This window comes from Micrococcus terreus (assembly GCF_900116905.1).
Lineage (GTDB): Bacteria > Actinomycetota > Actinomycetes > Actinomycetales > Micrococcaceae > Citricoccus > Citricoccus terreus.
The window spans coordinates 314,791-333,736 of sequence record NZ_FPCG01000002.1 but is presented as its reverse complement, the minus strand read 5'-3'; the positions used below and the strand labels follow the sequence as shown (position 1 = coordinate 333,736).

20 protein-coding genes are annotated in these 18,946 nt (G+C 68.5%); 14 read left to right on the top strand and 6 right to left on the bottom strand.

Features of this window, described 5'->3' with window-relative positions:
• Positions 1-9 precede the first annotated feature (9 nt).
• Complete coding sequence (locus BM355_RS03935) at positions 10-465, top strand: hypothetical protein (RefSeq protein ID WP_091694893.1); 456 nt, start codon at positions 10-12, stop codon at positions 463-465.
• A 25-nt stretch (positions 466-490) separates the two neighbouring features.
• On the opposite strand, the gene BM355_RS14535 is transcribed toward BM355_RS03935, so the two are convergent.
• The 5 genes from BM355_RS14535 to BM355_RS03910 form a co-directional block, all read right to left on the bottom strand.
• Positions 491-670, bottom strand: a complete 180-nt coding sequence (locus BM355_RS14535; protein ID WP_091694890.1) for a hypothetical protein — start codon at positions 668-670, stop codon at positions 491-493.
• Between the two features lie 65 nt (positions 671-735).
• Positions 736-1,014: a metal-sensitive transcriptional regulator gene (locus tag BM355_RS03925; protein WP_091694885.1), complete on the bottom strand. Its 279-nt coding sequence runs from the start codon at positions 1,012-1,014 to the stop codon at positions 736-738.
• Positions 1,014-1,916 (bottom strand): sulfite exporter TauE/SafE family protein, encoded by a 903-nt coding sequence (locus BM355_RS03920; protein WP_091694880.1) that lies wholly within the window; start codon positions 1,914-1,916, stop codon positions 1,014-1,016. Before BM355_RS03920 ends, BM355_RS03925 begins: the two co-directional genes overlap by 1 nt.
• A 3-nt stretch (positions 1,917-1,919) precedes the next feature.
• Positions 1,920-2,516 (bottom strand): rhodanese-like domain-containing protein, encoded by a 597-nt coding sequence (locus BM355_RS03915; RefSeq protein ID WP_177227823.1) that lies wholly within the window; start codon positions 2,514-2,516, stop codon positions 1,920-1,922.
• A complete protein-coding gene (locus BM355_RS03910; protein ID WP_091694876.1) occupies positions 2,513-3,973 on the bottom strand; it encodes an MBL fold metallo-hydrolase in 1,461 nt (486 codons plus the stop codon). The genes BM355_RS03915 and BM355_RS03910 overlap by 4 nt, the downstream gene beginning before the upstream one ends.
• A 199-nt stretch (positions 3,974-4,172) precedes the next feature.
• On the opposite strand from BM355_RS03910, the gene BM355_RS14440 reads away from it, so the two are divergent.
• From BM355_RS14440 to BM355_RS03895, 3 genes are all read left to right on the top strand, one after another.
• Positions 4,173-4,451 carry an AmiS/UreI family transporter gene (locus BM355_RS14440; protein ID WP_091694873.1) on the top strand — a complete coding sequence of 93 codons (279 nt, stop codon included), beginning with the start codon at positions 4,173-4,175 and terminating at the stop codon, positions 4,449-4,451.
• 28 nt (positions 4,452-4,479) lie between these two features.
• Complete coding sequence (prfB, locus tag BM355_RS03900) at positions 4,480-5,592, top strand: peptide chain release factor 2 (RefSeq protein ID WP_091694870.1); 1,113 nt, start codon at positions 4,480-4,482, stop codon at positions 5,590-5,592.
• A gap of 121 nt (positions 5,593-5,713) precedes the next feature.
• Positions 5,714-6,199 carry an SRPBCC family protein gene (locus tag BM355_RS03895; protein ID WP_091694866.1) on the top strand — a complete coding sequence of 162 codons (486 nt, stop codon included), beginning with the start codon at positions 5,714-5,716 and terminating at the stop codon, positions 6,197-6,199.
• Between the two features lie 371 nt (positions 6,200-6,570).
• Here the strand turns inward: BM355_RS03895 and BM355_RS03890 are convergent, their stop codons facing one another.
• On the bottom strand, positions 6,571-7,656 hold the full coding sequence (locus BM355_RS03890; protein ID WP_177227822.1) for an IS110 family RNA-guided transposase: 1,086 nt from the start codon (positions 7,654-7,656) through the stop codon (positions 6,571-6,573).
• A gap of 659 nt (positions 7,657-8,315) precedes the next feature.
• Between BM355_RS03890 and BM355_RS03885 the strand changes: the two genes are divergently transcribed.
• The 10 genes from BM355_RS03885 to BM355_RS14770 all read left to right on the top strand — a co-directional run bounded on the left by BM355_RS03885 (position 8,316) and on the right by BM355_RS14770 (position 18,927).
• Positions 8,316-8,786, top strand: a complete 471-nt coding sequence (locus tag BM355_RS03885; protein WP_091694862.1) for a hypothetical protein — start codon at positions 8,316-8,318, stop codon at positions 8,784-8,786.
• 120 nt (positions 8,787-8,906) lie between these two features.
• Positions 8,907-10,094, top strand: a complete 1,188-nt coding sequence (locus BM355_RS03880; protein ID WP_091694859.1) for a PucR family transcriptional regulator — start codon at positions 8,907-8,909, stop codon at positions 10,092-10,094.
• A gap of 65 nt (positions 10,095-10,159) precedes the next feature.
• Entirely contained in the window at positions 10,160-11,758 is a 1,599-nt protein-coding gene (locus BM355_RS03875) for a GntP family permease (RefSeq protein WP_342715181.1), read from the top strand.
• 111 nt (positions 11,759-11,869) lie between these two features.
• Complete coding sequence (locus tag BM355_RS03870; protein ID WP_091694855.1) at positions 11,870-13,099, top strand: acetyl-CoA C-acetyltransferase; 1,230 nt, start codon at positions 11,870-11,872, stop codon at positions 13,097-13,099.
• A 56-nt stretch (positions 13,100-13,155) separates the two neighbouring features.
• Positions 13,156-13,929, top strand: coding sequence for a 3-hydroxybutyrate dehydrogenase (locus BM355_RS03865; protein WP_091694851.1), 774 nt, complete (start codon positions 13,156-13,158; stop codon positions 13,927-13,929).
• A gap of 56 nt (positions 13,930-13,985) precedes the next feature.
• The gene (locus BM355_RS03860; protein ID WP_091695371.1) at positions 13,986-14,777 is read left to right on the top strand and encodes a CoA transferase subunit A; all 792 of its coding nucleotides are present in this window, start codon (positions 13,986-13,988) and stop codon (positions 14,775-14,777) included.
• Complete coding sequence (locus BM355_RS03855; protein ID WP_091694847.1) at positions 14,777-15,442, top strand: CoA transferase subunit B; 666 nt, start codon at positions 14,777-14,779, stop codon at positions 15,440-15,442. The genes BM355_RS03860 and BM355_RS03855 overlap by 1 nt, the downstream gene beginning before the upstream one ends.
• Before the next feature lie 184 nt (positions 15,443-15,626).
• Positions 15,627-16,331 carry a cell division ATP-binding protein FtsE gene (gene ftsE, locus BM355_RS03850; RefSeq protein WP_091694844.1) on the top strand — a complete coding sequence of 235 codons (705 nt, stop codon included), beginning with the start codon at positions 15,627-15,629 and terminating at the stop codon, positions 16,329-16,331.
• Entirely contained in the window at positions 16,328-17,242 is a 915-nt protein-coding gene (ftsX, locus tag BM355_RS03845; RefSeq protein WP_091694841.1) for a permease-like cell division protein FtsX, read from the top strand. Before ftsE ends, ftsX begins: the two co-directional genes overlap by 4 nt.
• 41 nt (positions 17,243-17,283) lie before the next feature.
• On the top strand, positions 17,284-18,927 hold the full coding sequence (locus BM355_RS14770; RefSeq protein WP_091694836.1) for a M23 family metallopeptidase: 1,644 nt from the start codon (positions 17,284-17,286) through the stop codon (positions 18,925-18,927).
• The last annotated feature ends 19 nt before the right edge of the window (positions 18,928-18,946 follow it).

Below are 18,946 nucleotides of genomic sequence, written 5' to 3'. Positions count from 1 at the left end.
GAGACGAGGATGAACCGGTGCATCCGCCCCTGGCGTGAGGACGACTCGGGTCAGACCACGATCCTGGTGGTCGGCCTCTCGGCGATCTGCATCCTGCTGGCGACCGTCATCCTGGCTGCCACCGCAGTGAACATCGAGGCCCGTCGGCTGCTCTCGCTGGCCGATGGTGCCTCCGCGGCGGCCGCCGACAGCTTCACGCTGGACGTGGGGGAGGATCCGGAGGGGTCTGCCCCGGTCCTGACCCAAGAGCGCGCGGCGGCCACGGTCCAGCAGTACCTCGAATCGGCCGCAGCCAGCAGCCGATTCGAGGGGCTGCGGGTGCAGGAGGTGAGGGTCGGTGACCAGGGCCAGACAGTGGACGTGGTCCTGACCGCCACAGCGCGGCCGCCGATCGCCAACATCGTGGTGCCCGACGGCGTGACGGTCCTGGCCACCAGCTCCTCCCGCACCGCATTGACGCGGTGAGGAGGTAGGTGGCGTCTGGCGCGGATCAGCGTCCGAAGAGGCGGGCGAAGAAACCGGACGGTTTCGGGGCGGAGGCCTTCTCAGAGGCCGAATGGCCATTGCACCAGTTCGACGCAGGGACGGTGCGCTTGACCTGGTCGACGTGCTGGCCACAGCCAGCCCAGGTGGTCTTGCCGCAGACCTTGCAGGAGACAGCACGGCACATGAGGGGTCCTTTCAGGAGGGGATTGAGGGGAAGAAGGAAGGGCGTGAGAACGGCGGACAGGTGCGTCAGGAGAGGGAGAGGAAGAGCTTCTCCAGCTCATCCACGGTCAGTCCGTCCTCCTCGGCGGCGGCCGTCTCCGGATCGGTGATGCAGTACTGCATGGCTGAGGAGACGATCACGAAGCCGGCCCGGTCCAGGGCCGTGGACACCGCGGAGAGCTGAGTGACCACGTCCCGGCAGGAGCCGCCGGACTCTACGGCCTCGATCACCGCGTCCAGTTGGCCCCGGGCCCGCTTGAGGCGGTTCGCGATCTTGCGCTGGGTCTGCGGATCAGCGGTCTTCATCAGGTGCTCTCCTTCGTCAGAGGTACATCCAGGATGCCCCGGCGCCACGAGGCTGGGCAGGGCAGGGTCCCCGCGGGGACCAGGCGGCAGACGACGACGGCGGCCAGAGCCAGCCCGGCGACGCCCACCACGGCGATCGCGGCAGGAGCGGGCAGTTCCAGAGCCAGCACCAGGACGCCCATGCCGACCACGAACCAGCCGAAGGCCCGCCGCAGGGCGTCCTCCGGGATCCGGGACTGCAGGCGTGCGCCCACCAGGGAACCGGCCACCGCCATGGCGGTCAGCGCCCGCACCAGGGGCCAGTCCACCACAGTGGTGGTCAGGTACCCCGCAACGCCCGCCAGGGACTTCATGGCGATCACCAGCAAGGAGGTGCCCACCGCCACGGACATCGGGAGTCCGCCCAGCAGCACCAGCGCCGGCACCACCAGGAAGCCGCCGCCGGCGCCGACGATCCCGGTCACCAAGCCGACGACCAGACCCTCGATGAGGACCTTGCCGATCGGCAGACGGTCCGTCGACTCGCGCGGAGTCGCGTTCTTGCGTCCCCGGATCATGGCGCCGGCCGTGGCCAGCATCATCACCGCGAACGCGATCATCAGCAGCCGGCCCGGCAGGTGACCGCCGGCTAGTCCGCCCAGGAAGGCTCCCACCATTCCGGCCGCGCCGAAGACCAGGCCCGTGCGCCACTGCACCCGGTCATGCCGGGCATGGGTGACCACACTGACGGCGGAGGTCACGCCCACCACCACCAGGGAGGCCGTGATGGCCTGCTGCGGTCCGAGGCCGGCAACGTAGGTCAGCAGCGGCACCATGAGGATGGAGCCGCCGCCGCCCAGCAGGCCCAGCGACACCCCGACGAGAACCGTCAGCACCAGCGTCAGGATCAGCAGCGACTCCATCCCTCAGATCGCCACCGAGGACTGCGGCATCTGCTGGAACACGGAGGCCAGAGACGGGTCCGCCTCGGCCCGGTTCCAGGGCATGCGCGAGAGCACAGCGGTCATGGCGCAGGAGTCGCTGGCCGCCGAGTAGGCCAGCCCGGCTCCCACCGCACCGGCCATCAGACCCCAGCGTCGGTGCACCAGCTGCCCGGCCAGCGTGCCCAGCAGCACCAGTGAGCCCGCCGCCATGCGCACCTGACGGTCCATGGCCCACCGGGCGCCCTGACGCACCACCTCCCCGCCGGCCGCCTCATAGGCGGCGATGCCGCCGCTGAGGACGTCGGCGGTGTCGAACCCGGCGGCCTGCAGGCGCTCGCAGGCCTGGCCGGCGCGGTTGCCGGACTGGCAGATCAGCACCACGTGGCCCTGCATCCGCTCGGCCAGGTCATGGGTGTGCTCGGCAAGCAGGTCCAGCGGCACGTTGTAGGAGCCTCGGATGTGGACGGACTCGAACTCGCCGGGACTGCGCACGTCCACCACCATCAGGTCCTCATCCGCGGCCAGACGGCGGCGCAGCTCAGCGGGGGACAGCGAGGTTCCCTGGGGCAGCATGGTCATCGGGCCCCCTCCTGGGCGGCGGCGTTCAGGTCAGTGGGCTGGGCGGCACCTGAGTGGGCCGTCCAGGCGGACCAGCCGGCATAACTGCCCTCCAGCTCCACCACCTCGTAGCCGGCGCGGCGCAGAGCACTGGCCGCCACCGAGTTGCGCAGACCGGACTGGCAATAGGTCACCAGCGGACCGGCGTCCTGGGCGGGCAGCTCCTCCTGATGGAACAGGACCTTGCCGGCATTGAGCTGCTGGGACCCGGGAACGTGCCCCTGGGCGTGCTCGGTGCGGTTGCGCACGTCCAGCAGATGCGCACCGGGGGTCTTCTCCAGGAAGGACTCCAGATCCTGGGGCGCCAGGGTAGCGGGGACCGAGGTCTCCAGGCCCTCCAGGGTGGGGGTGTACCCGGCCACGTGGTCGATGCCCACGCGCACCAGGTGGTCCCGGATCTCCTCGGCCTGCTCGGAGTCCTGGGCCAGCGGCACCAGCGGGGTGTCCTCGGACTCGGGGTCGTAGGCCCAGCCGCCGTGCGTGGCCGCCTTGGAGGCATCCGGGATGCTCAGCGCGCCGGTCACCGTCCCGCGGTGCACCTGGTCCACGGGGCGGGTGTCCACGAAGGCCAACGTGCCGTTCTGCAGGCCTCGGGCGATCTCGCGGTTGTCCAGCTGCTGCAGGGCAGAGAGCTGGCCCAGCAGTGCCGGACCCTGCTTGTTCTGGCGCTTCATGCGGGCGAAGTAGGCGTGGGCGTCCGGCTGGCCGTCCAGCAGCTCGTCGATGAAGCCCTGTTCGTCGTCGTTCTGCAGGTACGGGGCCCACCAGGCGAACCTGCGCTCGTAGCCCACAGTGGTGGAGGGCAGCGCCCCTAGGGCCTTGCCGCAGGCCGAGCCGGCGCCGTGGCCGGGGAAGACCTGCACGTGGTCCGGCAGCGTCAGGAAGGACGTCTTCAGCGACGCGAAGAGCTGCTTCGCTCCAGCGAAGCGGGTGTCCTGGAAGCCGGCGGCCTCGTCCAACAGGTCTGGACGCCCCAGGTCTCCGGAGAAGACGAAGTCACCGGTGAGGTAGTAGCCCGGCTCGTCGGTGAACGCGCCATCGGTCACCAGGTAGGACAGGTGCTCCGGGGTGTGACCGGGAGTGTGGCGCGCGGTGATGGTGATGTTGCCCAGAGTGATGGTGTCCAGGTCCTTGAGCAGCACGCCCTCGAACCCGTAGGTCCAGTCCTCTCCTCCCTCGCCGGAGAGGTAGATCTGTGCGCCGGTGGCCGCGGCCAGCTCACGGGTGCCGGACAGGAAGTCGGCATGGATGTGAGTCTCGGTGACGGCCGTGATCGTCATGCCGTGGTGGTCGGCCAGGTCCAGGTACGGCTGGATGTCACGGCGGGGATCGACGACGATCGCCTCGCCCTGGGCCTGGCAGCCGATGAAGTAGCTGGCCTGAGCCAGGTCCTCGTCGTAGATGCGCTCGAGCAGCATGGGGGTCTCCTGTGCGGGGTCGGGGGGGCATCCGGCAGAACCGGATACCCCCGAGGGTATTCAATACCCTGTGGGGTATGCAAGTCGGAATGGGCAGCCGTCCGGATCGTGTCCTGGCGGTGGTCGGCCGCTGGGTCGGCTACAACTGGTTCCGTGGCTGGGCGAGGATCGTCAGGCCGACCTGACTTGGAGGTGTGCCGTGGCCCTGGTGGCCTTCGTGTTCGTCGGAGCCGTGCTGCTGATCAACGGCCTGGTGCTGCTCGGGTTCGTCCCGCCGCGCTCCAGCGTGCCCATCAACCTGCTGGTCGGTCTGGCCCTGGCAGGCTGGTGGCGTCAGGCGCCCCTGGCCCTGGTGCTGGGAGCCCAGGCGGCCGTCGTCGTGGTCTATGCCGTGCTGATGGTCCGGGAGAGGCGCCGTGCGCTCCACCCCGAGCCCGCGGTGCACACCGGGCCGCTCCCCGTCACCGCCTCAGCCTGACCGCGCGGGCTGTAGGCTGGTGGGCACCATGGCTGAAACTGACTTCTCCGCTTCGATCGCCGAGCTGCGCTCCACCCTGTCCTCCATCGAGCAGGTCTCCGACCTGGACAAGATCAAGGCGGACATCGCCGAACTGGAGCAGCAGGCCGCTGCCCCGGACCTCTGGGATGACCCGGAGGCCGCGCAGAAGGTCACCTCCAAGCTCTCCCACCGCCAGGCCGAGCTGAACCGGATGGCCAAGATCGAGTCGCGCATCGACGACCTGGAGATCATGGTGGAGCTGGGCCGCGAGGAGGAGGACGCCTCCACCATGGCGGATGCGGAGAAGGAGCTGACCGCCATCCAGAAGACGCTCTCAGAGCTGGAGGTCGTCACCCTGCTCTCCGGCGAGTATGACGAGCGGGACGCCGTCATCACCATCCGCGCCGGCGCCGGCGGTGTGGACGCCGCTGACTTCGCCGAGATCCTGATGCGCATGTACCTGCGCTGGGCCGAGCAGCGCGGCTGGTCCACGAAGGTCATGGACACCTCCTACGCTGAAGAGGCCGGACTGAAGTCGGCCACCTTCGAGGTCAACGCCCCCTTCGCCTACGGCACGCTCTCCGTGGAGGCCGGCACGCACCGCCTGGTGCGCATCAGCCCCTTCGACAACCAGGGCCGCCGGCAGACCTCGTTCGCGGCGGTCGAGGTCATCCCGCTGATCGAGAGCGATGACAGCATCGAGATCCCCGAGTCCGAGCTGAAGATCGACGTCTACCGTTCCTCCGGCCCCGGCGGACAGTCCGTGAACACCACCGACTCCGCCGTGCGCATGACCCACATCCCCACCGGGATCGTGGTCTCCATGCAGAACGAGAAGTCCCAGATCCAGAACCGCGCCGCCGCCCTGCGCGTGATGCAGTCCCGCCTCCTGCTGGTCCGCAAGGCTGAAGAGGACGCGAAGAAGAAGGAGATGGCCGGCGACGTCAAGGCCTCGTGGGGCGACCAGATGCGCTCCTACGTGCTCAACCCGTACCAGATGGTTAAGGACCTGCGCACCAACCACGAGGAGGGCAACCCCTCCGCCGTGTTCGACGGCGCCATCGACGGGTTCATCGACGCGGGCATCCGCTGGCGTGCCGGCGGCGTCGTCGAGGACTGATCCGTCCGGCCCCGGTGGGGCCTGAGCATTCCTCGGAGCCAGTTCCCGACGACGGCTCCGCGCCTCGCTCGATGCAGGTCACCTCTGGTGCCCCGCTGGTCCCGTGGGCGAGACTGGCCCCATGACACAGCACCCGAATGAGCCCAGCACCGCCCAGGCCGCCCATGAGGAGCGCGTGGTGCACGCCGAGCGCGAGATCGCCGCACCCGCCACGCAGATCTTCGAGCTGATCGCTGATCCTGCACGTCAGCCTGAGTGGGACGGCAACGACAACCTGGCCGAAGCCTCCACCGGCCAGCGCGTGCGCGCCGTGGGCGAGGTCTTCGGGATGACCCTGACCAACGGGCAGGAGCGCGAGAACCGGATCGTGGACTTCGAGGAGGGGCGGGTCATCGCCTGGAAGCCTGCCCCGGCGGGGGAGGAGCCGCGTGGACACCTCTGGCGGTACGAGCTGACTCCGGTGGATGAGACCACCACGCTGGTGCGCCACACCTACGACTGGTCCGGACTCTGGGATGAGAGCCGCTTCGACCGTGCCCGCTCGACCACCCAGGAGAAGCTGATGGCTTCATTGGATCGTCTGGCCACCCTCGCCGAGTCATCTTGAATTCTTGATCTTTCGGCATCGATAGCCGATGAACACGCCACAATAGGCAAGCCAATACCTCACACGGGTCTGCTGCACGAATCCGCGACAGCTGATCTGTGACTCGGTGAGGGGTCACGTTACTGGTTATGGCGACCAGGCGGAGTCCGACGACTCCGCTCGGTGGCACTCGTTCCACAGGGCCTCCGGGCCGCACCCCATGGCCTGAGCCCCGATTCGGATCGGGGCACCTCTAGGACCGACTTCTGCGGCTTGTCGGTCGAGGACCATCCGGACCGTTCGGTCGCGACTCTCAGGATCGAACTTCCTGGGTACGTATCGATTCTCCGTGGTGAGACTCGGAACGAAACCCAGGATGCTTCTATGTGGTGTCAAGCGGTTGCGGGGACCTCGTCCTGTGTTCGATGGGCTGCGGTTAGGGTGCGGAAAATCTGTCGCGCGACGTAGCGCTTGAGGCAGCGACGGATTTCCTTGGCAGTCTTGCCCTCGGCCAGGCGCCGGTCGATGTAGGCCCGGGTTGCTGGGGCGGTGCGCATCCGGGTGAGCACAATCGTGTTGAGCGCCCGGTTGAGCCGGCGGTCCCCGCCACGGTTGAGCCTGTGCCGCACAGTATTGCCCGAGGACGCCGGGATGGGACTGGTGCCCGCGATCTTCGCGAAGGCGGCCTCGCTGCGAATGCGTCCGGGGTGTGACCAGACCGTGAGGATGACGGCAGCGGTGATCGCACCGATGCCGGGCAGCTCAAGGAGTTCGGAGGCCTCCGCGGCAACGAGCCCGGTGATCTCTGTTCGGTTCTGGGCAAGCTCGACATCCAGGGCGAGAACCCGCTTGGCCAGGCGGACGGCCTCGGCGCGAGCCGTCGCGGCCCCCAGATCCTCCTCACGGCTACGCCAGCCCGCGATGGTGCTGATCTGCTCGGTTGTCAACGCTCGGCGTGCGTCGATGCCCAGGTCATGGCCACGGACCCGCGCGGTGAGGGCGTTGATGCATCGCAGCCGCTCGATGTTCAGGTGATCGCGTGCGCCGGTGAGGACCTGCAGTGCGGTGTGCGCCTGACCAGCGCGACGGTCGCGCAGCTTCGTCATCTCAAGAACGAGAGTTGATCGGGCCGCCAGTACTGCGTCAAGCTCGTCGGTCTTGCCCTGACCGCGTACACGGCTAGGGGCGGGAGCTTCCACGACCCGGTAGCCAGCTTCTTCGAGCACATCGCCCAACACCGCTCCATAGGAGCCGGTGCCTTCGGCAGCAACCAGCACGCCGTCGAGATCACCGCCCGTCCGACGGCCGATCCAGTCCCGGGCGCGACGAAGGCCCGCCGGGGTCGTCGGGAAGCTCGCCTGATCGATCAACGCACCATTCGGCGCGCATACGATGGCGTAGCTATGAGTCGCGGCGTGGGTGTCGACCCCGACGATGTAGCGGTAGGTCTCGGCCACCGTGGCAGGCAGACTGGACATGCGATGCTCCTTCTCAACTGTTCGGGCTGGACGTCGTTGCCGGCGTCAGCCCGGGTGAAAAGTCACGACGAGGCAGGCCTGTAATGAGCCACACCACCGAGACGGCAATCCCGGTGGTGGACATGCTTCTGATCAAGCCATCGTTGTGGGCCAGGGTCGGCGCCGGCACCCCGCGCCCGCTGGACAGATCCCGGGTATGACACCCACACGGGGTCAGACGCTTCAGGAGTCACAACGAGCACCGAGTGACTAGCGCCAACCCTGCCAGCCAGCCCCAGGCCAGCCACCACCAACACTTACAGGCGATTCAGCGCCATTCCATAGGTGGAAATTGTGGAAGAGTGATTTTGCACAGGATCGGGTCTTACCGAGGAGGTGCACATGCGACCCACTTCATTGAGGCTGGGTTTCTTATTTGCCGTTCTTGCGCCGGCGGCTGCCGTAGTGGCATCAGGTGCAGTATTCAGTCTGACGGGAATGCCGTGGGATGTTGCGTGGACGAATGCGGCACTACTCGGTGTCGCGCTCAGTGCTGTATCCGTTTGCGTTATTTCCGTAGACCACTGGGTGAATCGATGACTTTCTTGCCTGTCATCTGAAATGTTGTTGTTCTCTTTCAAGTGACATGGTGTGGCGTCCGTTCCTGATCAGCGGGACGGGTGCCGTTTGATGTCCCACTGAAGGTCCCGGAGGGACTGGACCCGGACCAGATGGTCCAGGCCGTCCTGGGCCCGGCCGCCGAACGGCTGGCCATGACCTTCGACGGCGTGGACGAGTACCGGGCGTTCTGGCAGCACCACCCCGCCTTCCAGGGGCCGTGGACCCCGCTGATGGAGGACTACATCGGCTACGACCTGGACCCGGTGGCCCCGGAGGACCCGGCCACCGCGTTCCGTCCGTCCACCCGGTATGAGGCTATGGCCCAGGACACCGCGGAGCTGCAGGGCGGCGGATCGCTGTTGGCCGCACTCGAAGGACTCCAGGTGCCCACCACCCTGCTGTGGTCCGGCCGTTCTGGCCCACGAGGAGCCCGGGCTGTACACACCGGCTTACCTGGAGCAGTGGAGGGGACAGGTCCCCGCTCTGGCCGTGCAGATGAGAGTGCACGTGGTGCCGGAGACCAACCATGACACGATCCTGATGGCCCAGGCCGGAGCCCAGGCGGTGGCAGAACGGGTGCGGGCCGAGCTGGATGGGCCACGGCAGGACTCACAGCGGGCCGGGGGGGAGCGCCCGGTACGGTAGGCCCCATGAACGCCGCAGGACAGGACGCCGAGGCCATCCACGCGCTGGTGGCAGAGCTGGAGTCGGATGAGTCGATCGTGGTGGAGACCGTCCAGACCATGCTGGCCACCGTCCCCGGGTACGGGGGAGTGCCCACTGAGTCGATCCAGGCCTCGGTGCGCCGCAACATCACCTTGAGCATCCGCACCATCCTGGATGGCCGGGCCCCGAGCGCCGAGCAGATCGACGAGGCCGAGGCGCTGGCCACCGAACGGCTGGCGCAGGGGGTGCCGCTGGGCAGCGTGCTCTCGGGCTTCCGGGTCAGCATGTCCGTGATCCTTCATCACCTGCTCGAGCTGTCCCCACGGTTCGGGATCCCAGCCGCCGAGGTGCTCTCCTTCAGCACTCTGCTCTGGGGGCTGGCTGATGCGTTCTCCGCCCGGGCTCTGCGGGTCTTCCAAGACCATGACATCGCCGCCGCTCTCACGGACTCCGCGCGCCGGGATCAGTGGGTGGCGGATGTGGTGGTGCGGGGGGTGGCACCGGCAGACCTGCGTCACGGTGCTGACTTGTACGGGATCCCCACGGACAGCCCGGTCCGGGCCCTGTCGATCGCCCGGCGTCGGCGCGATCAGGACGCGATCACCCCGGCAATGGCCTGGGCTGAGGCCGGCGGCGCGCGTCTGGTGGCCGCCGCCCGGGGCCGCGGAGCCGTCGGGCTGCTGATCGGCGAGCCCGATCCCGCCACCGCACCCGAGCAGCTGATCATCGCGCGCGGACCCCTGGTCCCTCTGGAGTCCCTGCCCGAGTCCTACGCGGTGGCCACCCGAGTCCTGGAGACGGCCGAGCAGGTCGGCTTCACCGGACTGGTGGACCGCTCCCGCCTGTCCTGGCGGATGGGCATCACCGCCAGTCCCGAGACCACCGCCCATCTGACCGCGCAGCTGCTGGAGCCGCTGCGTGCAGAAGGGGCCTTCGGCGAGCTGATCATCGAGGCGCTCACTGCCTACCTGGAGCACGGTCTGAACATCCCCCGGGCCGCCGCGGCCATCCCGGTCCACGTGAACACCCTGCGCTATCGGCTGCGCCGACTGGAGGACCTGCTGGAGGCCAGCCTGCAGGACCTGGACACGCTGTTCGAACTCTCCTGGGTGGTGGCCGCCGCCGGGTCCGGCGCCGGGTCCGGGACGGCGTCAACGCCGCAGGCGTTGTAGCCAGCTACGAAAACGCTTGCCGACGCTTGAACCTGAGCACGTGGCATGGATCACAGCGGCAGGACATGCTGGGGGAGAACATCATCCCCGCAGTGCCGTCAGTCGGCCTGCCGCACCGCACCCGAGGAGAATCGCCCATGCTCTGGGGCATCATCGGCATCATCCTGTCCCTCGTGCTGCTCATCACCCTTGCCTACCGTGGCATGCCCGTGGTGATCGCAGCACCCATCGCCTCCGTCGTCGCCCTGGTCTTCTCCGGCGCACCCCTGTTGGCCTCCTACACCGAGATCTTCATGCCGGCGCTGGCCGGATTCGTCGGGAACTACTTCCCGGTGTTCCTGCTCGGCGCCATCTTCGGCATCCTGATGACCATCACCGGCTACGCCGAGAGCATCGCCCGATCGGTGGCCCGCCGCCTCGGCGCCCGCAGCGCCCTGCTGGCCACCGTGCTGACCTCGGCCCTGATGACCTACGGCGGCATCAGCCTGTTCGTGGTCGCCTTCGTGATGTTCCCGCTGGCCCGGGAGCTCTTCCGCGTGGCGGACATCCCCAAGCGGCTGATCCCGGGCACCATCGCCCTGGGCATCTTCACCTTCACCATGACCGCCCTGCCGGGCTCACCCCAGGTGCAGAACATCATCCCCGGTCAGTTCTTCGGCACGGACGGCTTCGCGGCGCCCGGAGTCGGTGTGGTGGGCACCCTGATCATCCTGGGCTTCGGCATGGCCTGGCTCGAGTACCGCCGCTCCTCCCTGATGCGCAACGGTGAGCACTTCGGCTCCGACGAGATCCCTGCCAAGCGTGGCGGGTCCGGCCTGTTCGGCCGCGGCAAGGCCCAGCCCTCGGCAGCAGATCCCGACGGCGGCACCTCGCCGCAGCGTGAGCGGTCCGGTGGCACGGTGGAGACCCAGGAGAAGGACGCCCCTGTCCCGGCCTCGGCCCCCACCACGGCCCTGCTGCAGCCCCGCAACGCCGTGGAACCATTCCTGCCGCTGGTCGCCGTGATCGCGGTCAACTTCGCCTGCACCCTGCTGATCTTCCCTCGGCTGGAGTGGTCCTACCTGCAGGAGGAGAAGTTCGGCGGGATCGCCCTGTCCAACCGCGCGGGCATCTGGGCGGTCATCATCGCGCTGATCGTGGCCATCCTGGTGGTCCTGGCCCTGAACGCCAAGAACCTGGGCACTCTGAAGTCCGGCTTCACCGAGGGCGTCAAGGGCGCCATGCTGCCGATCTTCTCCACCGCCTCAGAGGTCGGCTATGGAGCCGTCGTCGCCTCGGTGGCCGCCTTCGCCGTGGTCCGCGACGCCGTGTTCAACGTGGGCGGCAATGCGCTGGTCACCTCGGTGCTGTCCACCTCGGTGACCGCCGCGATCACCGGCTCCTCCTCCGGCGGCATGACCATCGCGCTCAACGCCTTCGGAGACCAGCTGCGCACCATGGCCGAGGACCAGGGCATGAGCCTGGAGGCCATGCACCGGCTCACCGCCATGGCCGCCGGCGGCCTGGACACCCTGCCGCACTCCGGTGCCGTGGTGACCCTGCTGCTGGTCTGTGGACTGACCCACCGCCAGTCCTACAAGGACATCGGCATGGTCACCATCGTCGGCCCGGTGCTGGCCGTGGCCATCCTGGTGGGCGTGGTCTCCCTGTTCGGCTCCTTCTGAGCCGATGGGACCCGCTGACCGCGTCTCCGTCCAGCCCCTAGGGTGGACGAAGACGCGGTCCATCCCGCACCGTCCTCTCGCCGACCACCCTCGTAGTCAGGAGCACCACCCATGAGCACCCACGCAGACACCGCTTCCAGCGCCGCCCAGACCTCTCCGCAGGACGCGGTGATCGTCGGCGGCGCCCGCACCCCCTTCACCCGACTGATGGGCGGACAGGCATCCCTGCAGGCCACCGACCTCGGTGCCCATGCCATCCGCGGCGCGATCGAACGCTCCGGTGTGGACGTCTCCGCGGTGGACACCGTGATCATGGGCCAGGTGGTCCAGGCTGGCTGTGGCCAGAACCCCGCCCGCCAGTCGGCCCTGGGGGCCGGCATCGGCTGGGACGTCCCGGCCATCACCATCAACAAGGTGTGCCTGTCCGGACTGACCGCCGTGATCGATGCCGCCCGGTTGATTCGCCTGGGTGAGGCCTCCGTGGTGATCGCCGGCGGTCAGGAGTCCATGACCAACGCGCCGCATGTGCTGCCCGGCTCCCGCAGCGGCCACAAGTACGGCACCGTGGGCCTGATCGACTCCGTGGCGCATGACGGCCTCACCGATGCCCTGACCGGGCAGGCCATGGGCGAGCTCACCGAAGAGGGCAACGCCGAGCTGAAGCTGGACCGCACCGGTCAGGACGAGGTCGCCGCCTCCTCGCACCAGCGTGCCGCACAGGCTCAGGCCGCAGGCGTGTTCGCCGAGGAGATCGTCCCCGTGGAGATCCCGCAGCGCAAGGGTGATCCGGTGACCGTCGCCGAGGATGAGGGGGTCCGCCCGGACACCACCGTGGAGTCCCTCGGCAGACTGCGTGCGGCCTTCGCGAAGGACGCGTCCGGAACCATCACGGCCGGGAACTCCTCGCCGCTCACCGATGGTGCCGCGGCCGTCGTCGTGACCTCCCGTGCCTACGCCGAGGCCAACGGGCTGAGCGTGCTGGCCACCATCGGAGCGGCTGGTCAGGTGGCCGGTCCGGACTCCTCCCTGCACTCCCAGCCGTCCCGGGCCATCCAGGCCGCCGTGGAGAAGGCCGGTTGGGCCGTGCAGGACCTGGACTTCATCGAGATCAACGAGGCCTTCGGCGCCGTGGCCTGCCAGTCACTGGCCGACCTGGACTATCCGCTGGAGAAGACGAACATCCACGGCGGGGCGATCGCTCTGGGTCATCCCATCGGCGCCTCCGGCGCACGACTGGTGCTGACCGCGGCCCTGGAGCTCTCCCGCCGAGGCACCGGCCGTTCCGCGGTCTCCCTGTGCGGCGGCGGCGGTCAGGGCGACGCCCTGCTGCTGAGCCGCTGAGCCGCTGTGCCCAGCACCGTCTCACCCTGCAGAACCTGAATCGAGAGGAACACCAGATGAACGCACAGCAGAGCGAGAGGTCCGCCGGATCCTTGGCCGGACGCACGGCCATCGTCACCGGCGCGGCATCCGGCATCGGCGAGGCCACGGCGCGTGCCTTCGCTGCCGAAGGCGCCACCGTGACTGTGGCGGACATCAACCAGGAGGCCGCCGAGAGCCTGGCCCAGCAGATCGGGGGCACGGCGTGGGTCGCCGACCTGTCCGACACTGCCGCCCTGGAGGAGATCAGCCTGAATGCGGACATCCTGGTCAACAACGCCGGGATCCAGCGGATTGCCCCCATCCACGAGTTCGATCCGGAGAACTGGCGGTTCATCAACCGACTGATGCTCGAGGCCCCCTTCCTGCTGATGCGGGCGGTGCTGCCGGGCATGTACGAGCGCGGCTTCGGCCGGATCATCAACATCTCCTCCATCCACGGGCTCGTGGCCTCCCCGTTCAAGAGCGCCTACATCACCGCCAAGCACGGTCTGCAGGGGCTGTCCAAGGTCGCTGCCCTGGAGGGCGCGGAGCACGGGGTGACCTCCAACTGCATCAATCCCTCCTACGTGCGCACGCCGCTGGTGGAGCAGCAGATCGCCGATCAGGCCCGCACCAACAACATCCCCGAGGACGAGGTGCTGGAGAAGATCATGCTGGCCAACTCGCCCGTCAAGCGCCTCGTGGAGCCGGCCGAGGTCGCCTCTCTGGCCACCTGGCTGGCCTCGGACCACGCAGGCATGGTCACCGGTGCCTCCTACGCCATGGACGGGGCCTGGACGGCGCGCTGACCGACCCTGAACCACCTGCACCTGCACGACGCCCATCGAACAGAGAGGACTCGATGATGAGTCTGGACAAGACGGTCGCCACCCCCGCTGAAGCGGTGGCAGACATCCCCACGGGGGCTTCGCTGGCGGTGGCCGGCTTCGGCCTCTCGGGCAACCCGATCCAGCTGATCGAGGCCCTGCTGGAGCAGGGGGCCTCCGATCTGAGCGTGGTCTCCAACAACTGCGGTGTGGACGGCTGGGGCCTGGGCATTCTGCTCTCGGCCGGCCGGATCTCCAAGATGACCTCCTCGTATGTAGGGGAGAACAAGGAGTTCGCCCGCCAGTACCTGGAGGGCGAGCTCGAGGTCGAACTGGTGCCGCAGGGGACCCTGGCCGAGAAGATGCGTGCCGGCGGGTCCGGCATCGCCGCCTTCTACACCCGCTCCGGTGTGGGCACCCAGGTGGCCGAGGGCGGCCTGCCCATGAGGTACGACGACGCAGGCAACGTGGTGAAGGCCTCCTCACCCAAGGATGTGCGCGCCTTCACTCCGGGGCCGGCCCGGGACCAGCAGGAGCAGCAGTACGTGCTGGAGGAGTCCATCGTCACGGACTACGCGCTGGTGCATGCCCTGCGAGGCGACCGTCACGGCAACCTGGTCTTCAACAAGGCCGCCCGGCAGTTCTCCCCGCCGGTGGCCATGGCCGGGCGGATCTGCATCGCCCAGGTCGAGGAGCTCGTGGAACCCGGGGAGATCGACCCGGACGAGGTCCATCTGCCCGGCGTGTTCGTGCACCGGATCGTGGAGGTCGGCACGGAGATCGAGAAGCCGATCGAGAAGCGCACCGTCCAGAAGACAGGGGAGCAGTAATGACCGAGCAGACGCAGCAGACCGGATGGAGCCGGGACCAGATGGCCGCACGGGCCGCGCAGGAGCTGCCGGACGGCGCCTACGTCAACCTGGGCATCGGCATGCCCACGCTGATCCCGAATCACATCCCGGAGGGGCGCACCGTGGTGCTGCAGTCCGAGAACGGGATCCTGGGCGTGGGACCCTATCCGGAGGAGTCGGCAGTGGACCCGGATCTGATCAACGCCGGCAAGGAGACCGTGACCGTCCTGCCAGGTGCCTCGTTCTTCGATTCGGCCACCTCGTTCGGGATGATCCGCGGCGGCAAGATCGATGTGGCCGTCCTGGGTGCCATGCAGGTCTCGGCCACCGGAGATCTGGCCAACTGGATGGTCCCGGGCAAGATGGTCAAGGGCATGGGTGGCGCCATGGACCTGGTCCACGGAGCCGGCCAGGTGATCGTGCTGATGGACCACTGCGCCAAGGACGGCAGCCCCAAGATCCTGCCCAGCTGCACCCTGCCCCTCACCGGCAAGGGTGTGGTGGATCGGATCATCACCGATCTGGCGGTGATCGACGTCGCTGGCACGGAGGCTGACCCGCGTCTGGTGCTGGTGGAGACCGCTCCCGGTGTCAGCCGGGAGCAGGTCCAGGAGCGGACCGGCGTGGAGCTGCACGAGTCCTGACCCCAGGTCAGGCCCGGATAGACGCCGTCAGGGAGGCCGCGCCGATCAGTCACAGGACTGGTCGGCGCGGCCTCCCGGCGTTGTTACCAGATCGTGACTAATCTGTCTGGTGCCGGTGCCGCATCTTCCCCCGATCCGCTCACGCACCGGCGGCCGATGCGGGCCGGGCAGACACAGGGCAGCGATGATCAGGTTCGACGAGGTCACTAAGGTCTATGACCGACGATCCCGACCCGCCCTGGGCGGAGTGACCGCCGAGATCCAGCGCGGAGAGTTCGTCTTCCTCGTCGGGGCCTCCGGCTCGGGCAAATCGACCTTCATCCGTCTGGTCCTGCGGGAGGAGCGCGCCAGTTCCGGGACCGTCTACGTGGCCGGCCGGAACGTGGCGCGTCTGCCCAGCTGGCGGGTGCCGAGGCTGCGCCAGGGGATCGGGGTCGTCTTCCAGGACTTCCGCCTGCTGCCGAACAAGACCGTCTACGCCAACGTGGCCTTCGCCATGCAGGTGCTCGGACGTGGGCGGGCACAGATCCACCAGGCCGTTCCTGAGGTGCTGCGCACCGTGGGACTGGACGGCAAGGAGAAGCGGATGCCCCATGAGCTCTCCGGCGGCGAGCAGCAGCGGGTGGCGATCGCCCGGGCCATCGTCAACCGCCCGGACATCCTGCTGGCCGACGAGCCCACCGGCAACCTGGACCCGGACACCTCCCACGGCATCATGGACGTGCTGGACAGGGTCAACCAGAACGGCACCACCGTGGTGATGGCCACTCACGATCACGACATCGTCAACCAGATGCGCCGCCGGGTGATCCAGCTCGAGGGTGGCCTGATCGTGAGGGACCAGCCGGAGGGCTCCTACCGCACCGCCTCCACGGAGCAGGTGGCATGAGACTGGCGTTCATCCTGGGAGAGACCCTTTCCGGCATCCGGCGCAACCTCTCCATGGTGGTCTCCGTGGTGCTGGTCACCTTCATCTCGCTGAGCTTCGTCGGTGCCGCCGGACTGCTCCAGCTGCAGATCAACCAGATGAAGGGCTACTGGTACGACCGCGTGGAGGTGGCCGTCTTCCTGTGCACCGAGACCTCCACCACGGCCACCTGTGCGGACGGTGCCGTGACCGAGGACCAGCGCCTGGCCGTGCAGTCACTGCTCGAGTCGCCCACCGCAGCCCCGTACGTGCAGAGCTTCGAGTACGAATCTCAAGAACGGGCCCTGGAGATCTTCCAGGAGCAGTTCAAGAACTCGGCCATGGTGGAGACCGTCACGGCCGACCAGCTGCCGGAGGCGTTCCGGGTGGCCCTGGTGGATCCTGAACAGTATGCGGTGGTCGACGAATTGGTGTCCGGCATGCCCGGCGTGGAGCTGGTCTCGGACCAACGCGAACTGCTGGAGCAGATCTTCTCACTGATGAACATGGCCTCGGTCATCGCCGTCTCCATCGCGGCGGTCATGCTGATCTGCGCCATCCTGCTCATCGCCACCACCATCCGACTCTCGGCCTTCTCCCGGCGACGGGAGACCGGCATCATGCGTCTGGTCGGGGCCAGCAAGACGATGATCCAGCTGCCCTTCCTGCTCGAAGGGGTCATCGCCGCGCTCCTGGGCGCCGTCCTGGCCAGCCTGACCACTTGGCTGCTTGCGGAGCTGTTCATCGGGGGGTGGCTGACGGAGCAGTATCCTGGGACCGGATTCATCGGAGGCACGGATGCCCTGATCCTGGTGCCCGTCCTGCTCGGCATCGCCGTCCTGCTGGCCGCTGTCTCCTCCCTGCTCACCCTGCGGCGCTACCTCACGGTCTGAATCGCCCTCGCCCACCTGCTGTCCTTCGAAGGAGCCACCCCATGTCCGCACAGCACCACGGTCTGACGCCTCGGCGGATCAGCCGCGCCGTGCTCGGATTCGGCCTGGCCTCGGCTCTGGCCCTCGGCATGGCCGGGGCCGCCGGCGCTCAGGGGGAGATCGATGACCTCCAGCGGCAGATCGAGGAGGCCCAGCGGCAGCAGCAGGAGCTCTCGGAGGAGCTGGGTCGGCTCGACGACCAGCAGTCCGGCCTCGAGCAGCAGGGCGGGGACTTGAGCGCCTCGCTGGAGGGACTGGACGCGGACATCGCTGCCCAGGTCACCGAGCTGACCGGCCTGCAGCAGAGGCTCCCGGGGTCTCAGCAGGCCCTGCGGGACGCCGAAAGTCGGGTCAGCGCGGCCACGGCACAGGTCCGGTCACTGGCCGGACGCGTCGAGCAGGCCGAAGTGGACCGTGCGGGGATCCTGGAGGAGATCGACGCCGGTGAACAGGCACTCACCCAGGCCCGCGCTGAGATCGGACAGATCGCCAACCAGGCGTACAAGCAGGGTGGTGTCTCCTCTGACCTGGCCTTCATGCTGGGTATGCGGGACTCGTCCCTGCCCGAGGCGATGGGCCTGGCCCATCAGGCGCTGCGCATCCAGAACGGACGGCTCTCCCAGGTCTCACAGCGTGCCGCCACAGACCGCAACGCCGAGGCTCGACTCGCCGCCGTGGAGGAGCGGATCCGCGTGCTGCAGGACCAGGCCGAGCAGGCGCTGGAACAGGAGGAGCGGGCACGCGGGGAAGCCGCTTCAGCCAAGCGTGAGCTGGATGCGATGGTTGCCGACACCACCCGCATCACCGATGAGCTCAAGGCGCAGCGCCCGGTCATCCAAGAGCAGCTCACCGCCAACCGCGCCGCCCAGCAGAAGGTGAACGACGACATCGCCGCGCGCCAGCGGTCCCTGGTCCAGGCGGGAGCGGAGCAGAGCGAGCTCCAGCGTCAGCACCAGGAGGCCGTGGCCGCGGCCGAGCGCCAACGACGCGCCGCGGAAGAGGCTGCGCGCAAGGCTCGGCAGGCCGCCGAAGCGGCGCGCCAGGCTCGGGAAGCCCAGCAGCGAGCGGCGGCCGCAGAGGCCCGCGCCGCCCAGCAGCGTGCGGTCCAGCAGGAGCGTGCCGCCCGCGCAGCCCAGGAGCAGGCCGACCGGCAGGCCCGGGCCGCGGCGGAGGCGGATCGCCGGGTGGTCCAGGCCGCCGAAGCCGAGCAGCAGGCCCAGCCCAGTTCGGCCTGGGGACTGCAGCTGCCCATCAACACGTACATCACGTCCGGCTTCGGCTGGCGCAGCACCCCGGCTGGCTCCTTCGACTACGGGGGAGTCGGCGGATACGTGCACACCGGCGTGGACTTCGGCGGAGGATGCGGCATCCCCATCCGTGCCGCCGCCGCGGGCGAGGTGTGGAATGCCGACCAGGCGGTGTGGAGCTCGGGGAACCGGGTGATCATCTCCCACGGTGTGGTCAACGGCCGGGCCCTGGCCACCAAGTACCACCACCTCACGCGGTACATCGTCTCGCCGGGACAGCAGGTCGAGGCCGGAGAGGTCATCGGATACTCCGGGAACACCGGGAACTCGACCGGATGCCATCTGCACTTCGAGACCATTCTGGACGGGGCCGCCGTCGACCCCCTGGGCCTGCTCTGAGGCCCGTGCGGCCTGCAGG

What these genes read in the sequence shown, in the direction of transcription:
- BM355_RS03890 (WP_177227822.1), bottom strand. Translation starts at nt 7,656, where the DNA reads ATGTCCAGTCTGCCTGCCACGGTGGCCGAGACCTACCGCTACATCGTC.
- BM355_RS03910 (WP_091694876.1), bottom strand. Translation starts at nt 3,973, where the DNA reads ATGCTGCTCGAGCGCATCTACGACGAGGACCTGGCTCAGGCCAGCTAC.
- BM355_RS03870 (WP_091694855.1), top strand. Translation starts at nt 11,870, where the DNA reads ATGAGCACCCACGCAGACACCGCTTCCAGCGCCGCCCAGACCTCTCCG.
- BM355_RS03865 (WP_091694851.1), top strand. Translation starts at nt 13,156, where the DNA reads ATGAACGCACAGCAGAGCGAGAGGTCCGCCGGATCCTTGGCCGGACGC.
- ftsE (WP_091694844.1), top strand. Translation starts at nt 15,627, where the DNA reads ATGATCAGGTTCGACGAGGTCACTAAGGTCTATGACCGACGATCCCGA.
- BM355_RS03895 (WP_091694866.1), top strand. Translation starts at nt 5,714, where the DNA reads ATGACACAGCACCCGAATGAGCCCAGCACCGCCCAGGCCGCCCATGAG.
- BM355_RS03855 (WP_091694847.1), top strand. Translation starts at nt 14,777, where the DNA reads ATGACCGAGCAGACGCAGCAGACCGGATGGAGCCGGGACCAGATGGCC.
- BM355_RS03880 (WP_091694859.1), top strand. Translation starts at nt 8,907, where the DNA reads ATGAACGCCGCAGGACAGGACGCCGAGGCCATCCACGCGCTGGTGGCA.
- BM355_RS03875 (WP_342715181.1), top strand. Translation starts at nt 10,160, where the DNA reads ATGCTGGGGGAGAACATCATCCCCGCAGTGCCGTCAGTCGGCCTGCCG.
- prfB (WP_091694870.1), top strand. Translation starts at nt 4,480, where the DNA reads ATGGCTGAAACTGACTTCTCCGCTTCGATCGCCGAGCTGCGCTCCACC.
- BM355_RS03935 (WP_091694893.1), top strand. Translation starts at nt 10, where the DNA reads ATGAACCGGTGCATCCGCCCCTGGCGTGAGGACGACTCGGGTCAGACC.
- ftsX (WP_091694841.1), top strand. Translation starts at nt 16,328, where the DNA reads ATGAGACTGGCGTTCATCCTGGGAGAGACCCTTTCCGGCATCCGGCGC.
- BM355_RS03920 (WP_091694880.1), bottom strand. Translation starts at nt 1,916, where the DNA reads ATGGAGTCGCTGCTGATCCTGACGCTGGTGCTGACGGTTCTCGTCGGG.
- BM355_RS03925 (WP_091694885.1), bottom strand. Translation starts at nt 1,014, where the DNA reads ATGAAGACCGCTGATCCGCAGACCCAGCGCAAGATCGCGAACCGCCTC.
- BM355_RS03915 (WP_177227823.1), bottom strand. Translation starts at nt 2,516, where the DNA reads ATGACCATGCTGCCCCAGGGAACCTCGCTGTCCCCCGCTGAGCTGCGC.
- BM355_RS14535 (WP_091694890.1), bottom strand. Translation starts at nt 670, where the DNA reads ATGTGCCGTGCTGTCTCCTGCAAGGTCTGCGGCAAGACCACCTGGGCT.
- BM355_RS03860 (WP_091695371.1), top strand. Translation starts at nt 13,986, where the DNA reads ATGAGTCTGGACAAGACGGTCGCCACCCCCGCTGAAGCGGTGGCAGAC.
- BM355_RS14770 (WP_091694836.1), top strand. Translation starts at nt 17,284, where the DNA reads ATGTCCGCACAGCACCACGGTCTGACGCCTCGGCGGATCAGCCGCGCC.